The sequence below is a fragment of the Nocardioides convexus genome (genome assembly GCF_011090295.1).
Genome location: NZ_JAAMYA010000001.1, coordinates 4,713,946 through 4,726,498 on the forward strand (window position 1 = coordinate 4,713,946; position 12,553 = coordinate 4,726,498).

A 12,553-nucleotide genomic window follows, 5' to 3' on the forward strand; every position below is an offset into this window, starting at 1 on the left:
GTTGTCCTTCTCCCACTTCGCGAGTTTGCTGCGCCGTGATCGGCGCGGCCGCCTCGGTGGTCGGCTCGGCGGCCTCTGAGGTCGGGGCCGGCGTCTTCGTCTTGGGGTCGTCGCCTCCGTCGTCGCTCGAGCTCGAGCAGCCGGTCACGGCCAGAGCGGTCATCAGCGCGCCGGCGAGCAAGGTCTTCCTCATGGCCGCGACCCTAGACGGCGGCCGGTCGAAACAGACGGATAACGGTAGTTATCCGTATCCGCACGGCGCGGCGCACTGGGGACCGTCGCGCCCGGGCGCCACGATGGACCCATGTTCACCACGCAGTGACCACCCGAGGCGCCCGCGGCCCGTCCGCCGGCGCGAAGCCCGACGAGCACGCCCTCTGGCGCGCGGTGGTCGCCGGCCAGTTGCCGCGCGACGCCGGACGCCGACTCGGCATCCACCGCAAGCGCGTCACCTACATCTGCGAGAAGTGGGCGCTCCGGCGGATCTACAAGCCTACGGCGTCAGCACCGACCTCGGCTGGGTGGAGGTCGGCGGGCGCGCGGTGCCGGTCGACCTGGCCGAGGCCTTCCGGGAGATCCAGCAGACTGACCGACCGGTTGATCGGCGGCGTGCGGTGATCCGGCCGCCCGGGCGCCTCCACGATCTCCCGGTCACCTGGGACGGCCACCCGGTGACCTGGCGAGGCTGGGAGAGCGACCGGACATCGCTCGACTACCACCTCCCCCTCGACGAGTCTCGCCTGCCGCGCCTGCGGTTCGCTCGAGGGCCAGCCTGGTCAACGCCGGCGTCGTGCACCAGCACGGCGCCCGGGACCAGCCTGCGCCTCTTCGCCTTCCGCTGCGCCGACTGCCAGGTCGACCAGGTGTACGACGTCGACAGCGATCGACTCTGGGACCTCGACGACACCGACTACGGCCCGGCCGGCTCCGTCGACCCCGGCCCGAGCGACCCGCTCGCCGCCGAGCTCGAGCCCCAGGCCGAAGCCGCGCCCGAGCGGCCGGCGGCGTCGTCGACGCCCGGAGACGGCCTCCGTGAGTCTCCCGGCCGCGCCGATCGCGCGCAGCACCTGCCACGGGTGCGGAAGGCCGATCGTGTGGGCGACCACCGTCGCCGGCCCCAACGGCCCGGGCAACAAAGCCTGCAGCCCTTCGACCCGCGCGAGGACCTCGCCGGCCGCATCGCGATTACCCAGCCCGTCGCCCGCGGCCGCCTGCTCGCCCGCGCCCTCCACAAGGGAGAGAACATCGACCGTCCGCTTGAGTACGCCGGCATGACCCACTTCGCGACCTGCCCCGTCGGCGCGCACCCGGCGCCGCCCATCGCCCTCCTCGAGCACCAGACCCGCCACCTCTCGCGCCGCAGCGGTCGCCGCCGATGACGCGCCACGCCGAACCGCTGACCGACCCCATCGCCAGCGACTACCTCGACTGGTGCGAGAGAGAGCGGACGCCGAGGAACACCATCAAGCGCCGGCGAACGGTGCTTCGTGCCGTCGGCACCCCGGGCACGATCAGCCGCGAGGACCTCGAGGCCTGGTGGGACGGCCGGCAGCACCTCAAGGACTCCTCGCGCGCCAACGAGCCTCGCCGTCCTGCGCAGCCTTCTACACCTGGTGCCAGGTCTGGGAGCGCCGCACCGACAACCCCACCGTCCGGATCTCGACCCCGAAGGCCGGCGCCGGCGCGCCCCGACCTGTCACCCGTCGCGAGTGGGACCTCATCATCGCCCACGTCAAGGACGACGGCCCGATGCGCCGGGCGATGTACCTCGCCGTGTGGGCCGGCCTCCGGCGCGAGGAAGCCGCCCGGCTCAGCCTGGTCCGACATCGACCCCGACACCCGGGTCGCGCGCGTCCTTGGGAAGGGCCGCAAGACCCGGCTCGTGAAGTTCTCCACCCGCCTGATCGAGGAGCCTGCTGCCCGACCACGGCGGCAACGTCGTCACCGGCACTGAGCAAGCCTGGGCGCCCGACACGCTCGGCCGGAAGGTCAACGCCGCCATCCGTGCCGCCGGCGTCGATGCGACGTACCACAAGCCTGCGGCACCGCTACGGCTCGCTGGCCTACCAGCGCACGAAGGACCCGAAGGCGCTCGCCGGTCTCATGGGCCACGCCTCGGTGGCCACGACGATGAGCTTCTACGCCGCGGCCGCGGACGACGCCGCCGACGCGATCGCTGACGCCGTGGTCGACGAGTGACCCGCGCCGAGGACCTGCAGGCCGAGGCCCGCTGGTGGCGCGCCGAGTACGAACGCCTGGGCCGGGAGCTCGAGTCTGCTCACCGCGGCGCACGCCGCGGCCATCGGGCCGGTCGCGGTGCGCCGGATGCAGGTGGACCACGAGACCGCGCTGCAGGCTCGCCAGGGAGGCCGAGAACCGACTCGCGACGCTGCATCCGGACCTGCTGGTCGAGTCCAGGCAGGACGGACCGACCCTGTTCTGACTAAGGTCGGCGTCGTGAAGATCTTCATCAGCCTGGTCCGGGCCACACTCGCGCGCCATCGCCGAGGTGCTGCGAACCTGGCTCGACGACGTCTTCGACGCAGCCGAGCCGTTCATGTCGCAGTCCGACATCCTCGGTGGAACGCGGCCCCTGCAGCGCATCGAGGACGAACTGGCCGGGGCGCGGTTCGGTGTCATCATCGTGACCGCTGCCAACCAGCACGCGCCTTGGATCACGTTCGAGGCCGGTGCGCTCAGCAAGGTCATCGATGACGCCGTCCAGTACGTCATGCCGATGCTGGTCGACCTCCGGATCTCCGACCTCACCGGGCCGCTCACGCAGTTCCAGGCCGCCGTGCTCGACGCCGCCGGAGTGAAGAAGATGGTGACCTCGATCGGGCACGCGCTCGGGATGGACAAGGCCATCGTCGAGCGCAAGTTCGACACCTTCTGGCCACAGGCTCGACGACGCGCTGCAGGCGATCCCCGCGGACACCGGCAGCGCGGCGCCGCCGGCACGCGGCCTAGAGGAGGTCGTCGAAGAGATCCTGACCCACGTCCGCGCCCTACGCCAGGAAGCCGACGCCGACTTCTCGTCGAAGCCTGAACGACCTTCTCAGGCTCCGGCAACCTACGGAACCTCGTGCTGCACCGCGGGTTGACAGACGCCGGCCGTGACGACGCACTCGCGACGTGGTTGCCCTACCTGGCGGTCACGGGTGAGAAGCGCCAAAGGGTCAGCTCGAGAACTTGGAGTACCACGCAGCCGTGGTCACAGGCGAGACCGGCATCGGCCCGGTGACCATTGAGCAGATGGTCGGCGGAACGGGCTTCCGCATCGGATTCCCCGCCGGCACATCCGTCGGTGAGCAGTCCGGCTTCCTGTCCTCGCTGCAGGCCAAGTTCGCCGTGCCGCTGCCGACCCTCGTGTCTCACATCGAGGAGCCGCCGAGCGACGACACGGACCCCGGCGGCGTCCCGGTCCCGGTGTGACCCCGGCGCTCTACGCCGCGAGGCTGGAAGCCGCGGCCGCGGCCGCCCGCACCCGCACCCCGGGCACCTTGGTGTACCGCATCGTCGTCTCGGGCCGCGAGTGCCCGAGCAGACCCATGAGGGCGAACAGGTCCCCGGTGCCGGCGTACACCGACGTCGCGTAGCGGTGCCGCAGCGTGTGGGCCGTCCACTTCTCCGGAAGGCCCTTCGAGAGCAGGAAGCCTGACGTAGCCCGGCGTGATGTGGTTGCCCGTCCGGGGGTTGGGGAACGCCCACCCCTTGACCTCGAGAAGCCGCTCGAGGAGATCTCCGGCGACCGGGACGAACCTCTCCTTGCGGCCCTTGCCGAGCACGTGCAGCGAGTGCCCGACGAGGTCCTCGACGAGGTGGTCGCGGTGCACCCGCGCGATCTCGCACGCTCGCAGGCCTCCGAAGGCGGCAAGCATCAGCATCGACTCGAGGCGGCGATCAGCGCCGTCGAGCGCGCCCCGCACGACCCGCTCGGGTGCGGGCCGCGGCAGGGTGGTCGGGACGTTCATCCTGGGCAGCGCGAGCACCGGGTTCACCGGTACGACGCCGGTCCGGTAGGCCCACGAGAAGAAGCACGACCAGGCGCCGCGCACGCTCTTCTTCGTGCTGGGCGCCCACTCCTGGTGCTCGGCCAGGATCGCCTCGAGGTGCTCGGTCGTGACCGACGCCGGCGTTGGGAAGGCGTCGGCCAGGTCGCCGAGGCGGTAGGCGTACAGCCGGACCGTCCCGGGGGAGTAGGTGCCCGCGCGCTGCCACGTCTGGAAGCGGCGCAGCGCTGGCGCCCATGCGACCGCCACGCTGGTCTTCCCCGTGGCGCTGTCAACAGCGTCCGAGATCGACATGCCGGAACCTTGCTGGCTCCCGAGGGGTTGCGCCAGAGCGAGGTCGGACATCACGACCATGGTCCCGCCTTTCCGGGATCAGGCGCCCGGCGGCAGGGGGAGGCCGCGGGGCGGGTGGTAACAGGTGTCGGGAGCATCCCGGAGCGCGACCACTTCCAGCCGCGCGACAATTCTAGGCACGACGTGACCTTCGTCGCAGCCCGGATTTTGTCTACCCGGCGAGCCGCTCGATCACGGGGAAGTCGTCCTCGCCCGACCAGCCCCAGGTCACCACCGGCGTCACGTGCACCGAGCACACCTGCGTCGGCTCCTGCTGCGGCAGCGACACACGGTAGTCGGCCGGCTTCCGGCACAGCGCGAACTCGCAGCCGCTGCCGTCTGCGTCTTCCACCAGGCCGACGACGGGGAACATCACCGCACAGCCTCCTTGATGCGCTGCAGGGCGGCGATGAGGTCGTCGATCACCTCGACGTGCAGCGTCGCTTCGCCGACGGCGAACCAGTCGCTCGCGGCGTCCGGCAGCCCAGGCCCCGAGACGAGCGGGAAGGGGCCGCACACCACCCCGTAGGGCCGGCCGTCGTCGGTGCACAGGTCGACGTGCACCGGATCCAGGCGCCGCCACAGGACGGAGCCGCAGCGGGCGCACTGCGTGCCGTTGGCCTCGAGGTCCTCGGTGCGCGGGTCGATGGTGCCGCAGGCCCGGCACAGAGTGCCGGTGAGGCTCGTCGCGGTGCTCACGACGCACTCCTCGGCACCGCCGCGAGCGCGGCGCGGGAGCCTGCGCCGACGGCGCCGCTCGGCGTCGAGGTCGACCACGATGCAGGCCGTCGCGGCGGTGGCGACAGGCCTCTGACCTGGGGTTACTGGAAAGCGCAGGGTTATTGGTTCGAGTCCAATCGGGGGAGCCACCCAGCCCCGTCGGTCCTCACCGGCGGGGCTTCGTCGTCTCCGTGACGACCCGCAGCCGCAGGCCGGGGTGCCGGGCGCCGACCGCGCGGAACAGCCCGACCGGGTCCTGCGGGCCCGGGCCGAGCCGCACGTGCACGGTCAGCCCGTCGTCGGCGTGCTCCAGCCGCAATGGCTCCATGCCGGCCTCGCGCACGAGCGCGCGCACCGAGCGTCGTACCGCCCACCCCCCGAGGATCCGCACCCGGCAAGTCTAGACAGTGCACCCCTGCCCAGCCTTCTCTGGTGAGGGCGCAAGGATTTCCCTCACAGCGCGCTCGGAAGCAACCGAAATGACGGCAGGAGCGTCTCCCCGACCGTAGGGTGTCGCTTCGTCGTCGGGGAGGAAGTCTGGATGCGCGCGTCCGTGGGGAGAGCGTGGGGAGCGGTTGTCGCCATCGGGGCGGTGGCCTGCCTCGTGCTGGTGCTGGTGGTCCATGCCGGGCGGTCCGAGCCCCGGTCCAAGCCGCCGGAGCCGGCGTTCTCCGGTCCGGTGCCGACGGCGGTCGCCACCGACGGCCGGACCCAGCCGACGACGCTGCCGAAGCGGCCGAACGTCGTGCTCGTGATGTCCGACGACATGCGCACCGACGACCTCGCCTTCGCGCCCAACCTGCGCAAAGTCGATCGCCGAGCACGGGGTGACCTTCGAGAACTCCTTCTCGCCGTTCCCGCTGTGCTGCCCGGCCCGGGCGTCGTTCCTGCTGGGGCAGTACGCCCACAACCACCACGTGTGGTGGCACGACCCGCCCTACGGCTACGGCGCCTTCGACGACTCGCGCACCATCGCCACCTCGATGCACGACGCGGGCTACCGCACCGGCTTCATCGGCAAGTACCTCAACCGCTACGGGCTGGCCCGCTCCAAGGTGACCGACGAGCCGTCGGCCCGCTACGTCCCCAACGGCTGGGACGACTGGCGTGCCGCGGTCGAGCCGCCGGGCGACTCCGACATCCACGGCAACACCTACGACTACATGGACACCCCGTTCAACGTGAACGGCCAGATCGACAACCGCTACCGCGGCGTCTACCAGAGCGACGTGATCGGCGACTTCTCCGTCGCGATGGCGAAGCGGTTCGCGAAGCAGCCGAAGCCGTTCTTCATGTACGTCAACTACGTCGCACCCCACCACGGCACGCCGAACGCCCCCGACGAGCCGGTCGTGGTCAAGGACGAGAACGGGCACGAGCCTGAGCGTGGTCACGCCCGCCGTACCGGACTGGGTGCGGGGCAAGTTCGACAAGCGGATCACCCGCGCGTCCGGCATCGCGAAGACCGGGGAGCCGGTCGAGACCGACGTCAGCGACAAGCCGACCGCGCTGCAGCAGCGCTACCAGCCCGAGGGCGACGAGGCGAAGGCCGCACTGCTCTACGCCACCCGCCGGCGCGCGGAGGCGGTCTACGTCATGGACCGCAACATCGCCCGCCTGGTCGCGGAGCCTGCAGCGCTCGGGGGAGTGGGACAACACCGTCTTCGCCTTCACCTCCGACAACGGGATGATCATCGGTGAGCACGGTCTCGGGATGACCAAGGTCCGTGCGCACGAGCCGTCGCTGCGGGTGCCGATGCTGATCACCGGGCCCGGCCTGCGCACCGCCCAGAAGCGGTACGACCCGATCAGCACGGTCGACCTGACCGCCACCATCCTCGACCTCGGCGACGCCAAGGCGCCGGTCCTGGCCGACGGCTCCAGCCGGGTGAAGACCCTCGTCGACGGCGACCAGGGCTGGACCACGCCGATCGTCACGGAGGCGGTCTTCACCGCCCGGGGCCGCGACCCCCTGTTCACCGACCTCCGTACGACGATCGGCATCCGGACGAGCCGCTACTCCTTCACCCGCTACCGCGGCGGGCAGGCCGAGTCTCTACGACCTGACCACCGACGCGCGCGAGGACGACAGCGTCGCCGACGACCCGCGGTACGCCGCCGTGCGCAAGGTGCTCGACGACCTGTGGCTGCGGGTCAAGGACTGCAAGGGCCGGGAGTGCGTCCCGAAGATGCCTCCCGAGTTCGCTGGCCGGCCCGGCGCAGAACGCGCGGGACACCGATGCCTACTGGCGGGGCTTCGACGCGGCGTACGGCTGGTAGGCTCAGGCTCGAGGAGCCCTGGCTCGGCTGCTGCTGAGGAGCCTGCTGCTGGGGCGCGTCCTGCTGGGGCGGGGCCTGCTGGCGGAACCCGGGGCCGCCGTCGCGGCCGCCCGGCCCGGGGAAGCCGCCACCCGGGCCGCGGCCGTGGTCCATCCAGTGCCGGCCCGGGCCGTCGCCATGACCGTCGACGAGCAGCGTCGTGCCGACCCCGGCGCCGGCACCCACGACCAGGCTCGCGAGCCCGACGGCGAGCACGGCGCGCAGGTGGAAGGCGCGCTCGCGCCAGCGCACCTTGGTGGGGACGGGCCCGGCCGCCGGCAGCGGGGCGGCGGGGGCGGCCGTCGCTGCCGGCGGGGCAGGGGGTGCGTCCTCGGCGGCGGGGCCGGCCGGGTCCGCGGGCGAGCCCGGCGCGGGGTTCTGGTTCTCGCTCATGGACGCAGAGCCTGCCGTGCGCGACTGTGCGGAGCCTGTGGCCCAGCGATGGAAGTCCTATCCGTGTGCACAAGCAGCACACAGCAAGGGCACAGGATGGTGGCAGAGTGTGAAGCCATGACCGAGACCGCCACCCGCCCCGACGGAACCCCCCTGCGCGCCCTGGTGGTCGACGACGAGGTGAACATCGCCGGTCTCGTCGCCATGGCGTTGCGCTACGAGGGCTGGGCCGTCGAGACCGCGCACACCGGTGGCGAGGCCGTCGCCGCCGTTCGCGGGCAGGGGCCGGACGTGGTCGTCCTCGACATGATGCTCCCCGACTACGACGGGATGGAGGTGCTGCGCCGGATCCGGGCCGACGACCCGAGCGTGCCGGTGCTCTTCCTGACCGCGCGCGACGCCGTCGAGGACCGGGTCGCCGGCCTGACGGCGGGCGGCGACGACTACGTCACGAAGCCGTTCTCGCTGGAGGAGCCTGGTCGCCCGCCTCCGGGCCCTGGTACGACGGGCGGGCACCGCCGTCGAGCAGAGCCGCTCCACCCTGGTGGTCGGCGACCTGGTCCTCGACGAGGACAGCCACGAGGTCACCCGGGCGGGGGGAGGAGATCAACCTGACCGCCACCGAGTACGAGCCTGCTGCGCTACCTCATGCGCAACCCGCGGCGGGTGCTGAGCAAGGCCCAGATTCTCGACCGGGTCTGGAACTACGACTTCGGCGGGCAGGCGAACGTGGTCGGTCTCTACATCTCCTACCTGCGCAAGAAGATCGACGCCGGCCGGGAGCCGATGATCCACACGATGCGCGGCGCGGGCTACGTGCTGAAGCCGGCGGGCTGATGCGGCACCTCGTCCCGCGCTCGCTCACCTCACGGCTGGTGGTCACCGCGGTGGCCCTGGTCGCCGTGGTGATCGTGCTGATCGGCGCGGTGACGACGCTGGCAATGCGGTCCTACCAGATGGACCGCCTGGACGGGGACCTCACCGACGCCCTGCACCGCGCCGAGGGCCCGGGCCCGCGCGGGACCGGCCTTCCCGAGGTCCCGTCGGGCGGCGAGGTGCCGGACGTCCGCTTCCGCTTCGGTGAGATCGGCCTCGTCACGCTGCTCTACACCGACGACCGGGCCTACGGCTGGGTGATCTCAGGCCGGAACGACCAGGCCGACCCGACTCTCTCCAGCGACGCGGCCACCGCACTGAAGCGGGGCGCCCGCGGCACGCCGCGCACGGTCGAGCCTGCCGGGGCTCGGCGAGCTACCGCATCGTGTCGGCGCAGAGCCAGCAGGGTGCGACCGTCGTGGTCGGCCTGCCCACCGAGGACGTGGACGACGCCGCCGCCTCGCTCCTGCGGTGGGAGGCGGCGCTGGCGCTGCTCGGGATCCTGGCCGCGGCGGTGGCCGGCACGGCCGTCGTACGACGGCAGCCTGAGGCCGCTCACCGAGGTGGCCGCCACCGCGCACGCGGTCGCCGAGCCTGCCCCTGGAGTCCGGGGAGATCGGGGTCACCGAGCGGGTGCCCGAGCGGCTCACCGATCCCCGCACCGAGGCCGGCCAGGTGGGCCTGGCGCTCAACCAGCCTGCTCGCCCACGTGGAGTCCTCGCTGTCCGCGCGGCACCGCAGCGAGCAGCAGGTGCGCCAGTTCGTGGCCGACGCCTCGCACGAGCCTGCGCACCCCGCTGACGACGATCGCCGGCTACACCGAGCCTGGCCCGGCGCCAGGGCGACCCGGAGACCGCGGCGGTGGCGCTGGCGAAGGTGCAGGAGGAGGCGGTGCGGATGACCGCGCTCGTCGAGGACCTGCTGCTGCTCGCGCGCCTCGACGCCGGCCGGCCGCTCGCGGAGGAGCCGGTCGACCTGACCCGTCTGCTGCTCGAGGCCGTGGACGACGCCCGGGTGGTCGATCCGGCGCACCGCTGGCAGATCGCGCTGCCCGACGACGGCGAGCCGATCGAGGTCACCGGTGACGGGCACCGCCTCCACCGGTGGTGACGAACCTGCTCGCCAACGCCCGCAAGTACACCCCCGCCGGCACGACCGTGACCGTCACCGTGCACCCCGACGGCTTCGACGTGCGCGACGACGGACCGGGCTTCCCGCCGGACCTGGTCGGCACCGCGTTCGAGCGGTTCACCCGCGGCGACGCCGCGCGGCACCGCTCCGACGGGATCGGCCTCGGCCTCGCACTGGTGCAGGCGATCGTCGCGGCCCACGGGGGCACGGTCTCGCTGGCGAGCGTGCCCGGCGACACCGTCGTACGGGTGCGGCTGCCGCGCTGAACGCCCTCACAGGCAGTCTCATAGGGCAGCCAGACGGACGGCACAGTCCGGGCCGACAGGGTCGGGTCCGTGATCCACAAAGTTTGCTCTCCCGGGTACGACGCCCGCGGCGCCTGGTGCTCGTCCTCTCCGCCCTCGTGCTGCTCTCGGCGGCCAGCGGCGCGTGGCTGCTGCTGCGGGGCGACGAGCCCGCCGCGGCTGCCTCCACGACGGCCACGGTCTCGAAGCAGACGCTCAAGCAGAGCGTCACCGCGAGCGGCACGGTCGCCGCACGGACGACGGACGAGTCTGTCCTTCGACGTGAGCGGCACCGTGACCCACGTGTACGTCGAGCCCGGTGACACCGTGAGGAAGGGCCAGCGGCTGGCCGCCGTCGACGACGACGTGCTCCAGGCCGAGCCTGGACGCGGCGCAGAAGCTCGCTCACCGCCGCGCGGACCGCGCGCTCCGAGCACCTCTCCGACGGCGCCTCGGACGAGCAGGAGGCCGCGGACGACGCGTCCGTGCTCGCCGCGGAGTCGAGCCTCACCGAGGCCCAGCAGGCGGTGGACGGCGCCGTGCTGCGCTCCACGATCACCGGCACCGTCACCGACGTGGGCCTGGCGGTCGGCGACAAGGCCGGGTCCGGGTCGGGTTCGGGCTCGACCGGCGGCACGAGCCAGCCCAGCGGGTCGGGGACCGACACCTCGTCCGGCACCTCCAGCGGCTCGATCACGGTCGTCGCCACGGGCCACTTCGTGGTGGACGCGACGGTCTCCAGCAGCGACGTCGAGAAGGTGAAGAAGGGCATGCAGGCCGAGATCACGGTCAGCGGCATCGACGAGACCGTCTACGGCACGGTCTCCGAGGTGGGCCTGGTCGCCGAGACCGACTCCTCCGGTGCCGCCGCCTTCCCGGTGACGGTCGAGGTGACCGGGACCCGCGAGGACCTCTTCGCCGGGACCTCCGCGGACCTGGCGATCGTGACCAGCCAGCGTGCCGACGTGCTGACGGTCGACAGCCGGGCGCTGCAGACCGACGGCGACACGACGTACGTCGACAAGGTCACCGACGCCGCGACCGGCGCGACCACGAAGACCGTGGTCGCGACCGGCGAGGCATCCGGGATGGTCACCGAGGTGACCTCCGGGCTGGCCGAGGGCGACGTCGTGAAGGTGCCCGGCTTCTCCGGCCCCGGGGGCGGCGGCAACCAGGACATGCAGCAACGGATGCAGGAGCGGATGCAGAACGGCGGGGGCTTCCCCGGCGGCGGCACCCCGCCGGGCTTCGGTGGCGGCCAGTGAGTGCGATCATCGAGCCTGGAGGGGGTCCGCAAGACCTACCGCTCCGGCACGGTCGAGTTCGAGGCGCTGCGCGGGATCGACGTCACCGTCCGCCCGGGGGAGTACGTCGCCGTGATCGGACCGTCCGGCTCGGGGAAGTCGACCCTGATGAACCTGCTCGGCTGCCTCGACCTCCCCACCGAGGGCCGCTACGTCCTCGCCGGCGACGACACCTCGCAGGCTGGACGAGTCCGCGCTCGCCGCGATCCGCAACCGCCGGATCGGCTTCGTGTTCCAGCAGTTCCACCTGCTGGCCTCGATGACCGCGCTGCGCAACGTCGAGCTCCCGCTCGTGTACGCCGGCGTGAGCCGATCCGAGCGCCGTGACCGCGCCGCCGCGGCCCTGGCGAGGGTGGGCCTCGCGGACCGGCTGGACCACCGTCCCGGCGAGCTTGTCCGGTGGTCAGCAGCAGCGCGTCGCGGTGGCCCGGGCGCTGGTCACCGAGCCCGCGCTGCTGCTCGCCGACGAGCCCACGGGCAACCTGGACTCGCGCTCCACCAGTGACGTGCTCGGCCTCTTCGACGAGCCTGCACGCCGCCGGGCGCACCATCGTGCTGATCACCCACGAGCCCGACGTGGCGGCTCGCGCCGAGCGGAACCTGGTCATCGACGACGGTCTCATCACCGAGGACCGCCCGACCGCTGCGGTGGGTGCCCGATGAGCCTGGTGGGAGACGGTCCGCTCGGGCCTCGCCGCGATCCGGGCGCACCGGCTGCGGTCCTCCCTCACCGTGCTCGGCATCGTCATCGGCATCTCGTCGGTGATCCTCACCGTCGGTCTCGGGCAGGGCGCGCAGAAGGAGGTCGAGGACCAGATCGACGCCCTCGGCTCGAACCTGCTCATCGTCTCGCCCGGCAGCAGCACCGACGGCACCGGTCAGCGTGGGGGCTTCGGCTCCGCCTCGACACTGACCTTCGCCGACGCGAATGCCATCGCCGACGCCTCCGTCGTCCCGGACGCCGCAGCGGTGGCGCCGACGACCTCGTCCTCGGTCTCGCTCGTCAACGGCAGCACCAACTGGACCACTTCGCTGGTCGGTACGACGACCGCCTGGCTCGACGTCCGCAGCCGCGACCTGTCCGCGGGCCGGTTCTTCACCGGCACCGAGGCCGAGCAGGGCGCCCCCGTGACCGTGATCGGCGCGGACACCGCGTCCGAGTCTGTTCGGCCGGCAGAGC

The 12,553-nt window shown here is 72.3% G+C and carries 16 protein-coding genes and 3 pseudogenes; 15 read left to right on the forward strand and 4 right to left on the reverse strand.

The window, feature by feature from the left end; genetic code table 11:
* Positions 1–467 precede the first annotated feature (467 nt).
* From G5V59_RS34825 to G5V59_RS34845, 5 genes are all read left to right on the forward strand, one after another.
* Positions 468–1,379, forward strand: a complete 912-nt coding sequence (locus G5V59_RS34825) for a hypothetical protein (RefSeq protein ID WP_278259503.1) — start codon at positions 468–470, stop codon at positions 1,377–1,379.
* 52 nt (positions 1,380–1,431) lie between these two features.
* Positions 1,432–2,199, forward strand: a complete 768-nt coding sequence (locus tag G5V59_RS34830) for a hypothetical protein (RefSeq protein ID WP_278259504.1) — start codon at positions 1,432–1,434, stop codon at positions 2,197–2,199.
* Positions 2,196–2,447, forward strand: coding sequence for a hypothetical protein (locus G5V59_RS34835; protein WP_278259505.1), 252 nt, complete (start codon positions 2,196–2,198; stop codon positions 2,445–2,447). Before G5V59_RS34830 ends, G5V59_RS34835 begins: the two co-directional genes overlap by 4 nt.
* A gap of 62 nt (positions 2,448–2,509) precedes the next feature.
* Positions 2,510–3,049: a hypothetical protein gene (locus G5V59_RS34840; RefSeq protein WP_278259506.1), complete on the forward strand. Its 540-nt coding sequence runs from the start codon at positions 2,510–2,512 to the stop codon at positions 3,047–3,049.
* Positions 3,050–3,210: 161 nt separating this feature from the next.
* Positions 3,211–3,435 (forward strand): hypothetical protein, encoded by a 225-nt coding sequence (locus G5V59_RS34845; protein ID WP_278259507.1) that lies wholly within the window; start codon positions 3,211–3,213, stop codon positions 3,433–3,435.
* Here the strand turns inward: G5V59_RS34845 and G5V59_RS34850 are convergent.
* From G5V59_RS34850 to G5V59_RS34865, 4 genes are all read right to left on the reverse strand, one after another.
* Entirely contained in the window at positions 3,375–4,262 is an 888-nt protein-coding gene (locus G5V59_RS34850) for a hypothetical protein (protein WP_278259508.1), read from the reverse strand. The two genes, G5V59_RS34845 and G5V59_RS34850, sit on opposite strands and share 61 nt — an antisense overlap.
* A 256-nt stretch (positions 4,263–4,518) precedes the next feature.
* A complete protein-coding gene (locus tag G5V59_RS34855; RefSeq protein WP_278259509.1) occupies positions 4,519–4,722 on the reverse strand; it encodes a hypothetical protein in 204 nt (67 codons plus the stop codon).
* The gene (locus tag G5V59_RS34860; protein WP_278259510.1) at positions 4,719–5,123 is read right to left on the reverse strand and encodes a hypothetical protein; all 405 of its coding nucleotides are present in this window, start codon (positions 5,121–5,123) and stop codon (positions 4,719–4,721) included. Before G5V59_RS34860 ends, G5V59_RS34855 begins: the two co-directional genes overlap by 4 nt.
* 109 nt (positions 5,124–5,232) lie before the next feature.
* The gene (locus G5V59_RS34865; RefSeq protein WP_278259511.1) at positions 5,233–5,457 is read right to left on the reverse strand and encodes a hypothetical protein; all 225 of its coding nucleotides are present in this window, start codon (positions 5,455–5,457) and stop codon (positions 5,233–5,235) included.
* Between the two features lie 213 nt (positions 5,458–5,670).
* On the opposite strand from G5V59_RS34865, the gene G5V59_RS34870 reads away from it, so the two are divergent.
* From G5V59_RS34870 to G5V59_RS34915, 10 genes and pseudogenes are all read left to right on the forward strand, one after another.
* Positions 5,671–6,450: a hypothetical protein gene (locus G5V59_RS34870; protein WP_278259512.1), complete on the forward strand. Its 780-nt coding sequence runs from the start codon at positions 5,671–5,673 to the stop codon at positions 6,448–6,450.
* A 2-nt stretch (positions 6,451–6,452) separates the two neighbouring features.
* On the forward strand, positions 6,453–6,767 hold the full coding sequence (locus tag G5V59_RS34875; protein ID WP_278259513.1) for a hypothetical protein: 315 nt from the start codon (positions 6,453–6,455) through the stop codon (positions 6,765–6,767).
* Positions 6,754–7,383, forward strand: a complete 630-nt coding sequence (locus tag G5V59_RS34880; protein ID WP_278259514.1) for a sulfatase/phosphatase domain-containing protein — start codon at positions 6,754–6,756, stop codon at positions 7,381–7,383. The genes G5V59_RS34875 and G5V59_RS34880 overlap by 14 nt, the downstream gene beginning before the upstream one ends.
* 512 nt (positions 7,384–7,895) lie before the next feature.
* Positions 7,896–8,615, forward strand: a pseudogene (locus G5V59_RS34885) (response regulator transcription factor).
* Complete coding sequence (locus G5V59_RS34890) at positions 8,615–9,739, forward strand: hypothetical protein (RefSeq protein WP_278259515.1); 1,125 nt, start codon at positions 8,615–8,617, stop codon at positions 9,737–9,739. The pseudogene G5V59_RS34885 and the gene G5V59_RS34890 overlap by 1 nt, the downstream one beginning before the upstream one ends.
* Positions 9,740–9,760: 21 nt before the next feature.
* The gene (locus G5V59_RS34895; protein ID WP_278259516.1) at positions 9,761–10,051 is read left to right on the forward strand and encodes an ATP-binding protein; all 291 of its coding nucleotides are present in this window, start codon (positions 9,761–9,763) and stop codon (positions 10,049–10,051) included.
* Positions 10,052–10,167: 116 nt separating this feature from the next.
* Positions 10,168–10,392: a hypothetical protein gene (locus G5V59_RS34900; RefSeq protein ID WP_278259517.1), complete on the forward strand. Its 225-nt coding sequence runs from the start codon at positions 10,168–10,170 to the stop codon at positions 10,390–10,392.
* 162 nt (positions 10,393–10,554) lie between these two features.
* A complete protein-coding gene (locus G5V59_RS34905) occupies positions 10,555–11,334 on the forward strand; it encodes an HlyD family efflux transporter periplasmic adaptor subunit (protein ID WP_278259518.1) in 780 nt (259 codons plus the stop codon).
* 15 nt (positions 11,335–11,349) lie between these two features.
* Positions 11,350–12,036, forward strand: a pseudogene (locus tag G5V59_RS34910) (ABC transporter ATP-binding protein).
* 99 nt (positions 12,037–12,135) lie between these two features.
* Positions 12,136–12,471, forward strand: a pseudogene (locus tag G5V59_RS34915) (ABC transporter permease); the annotation flags it as partial.
* Between the last annotated feature and the right edge of the window lie 82 nt (positions 12,472–12,553).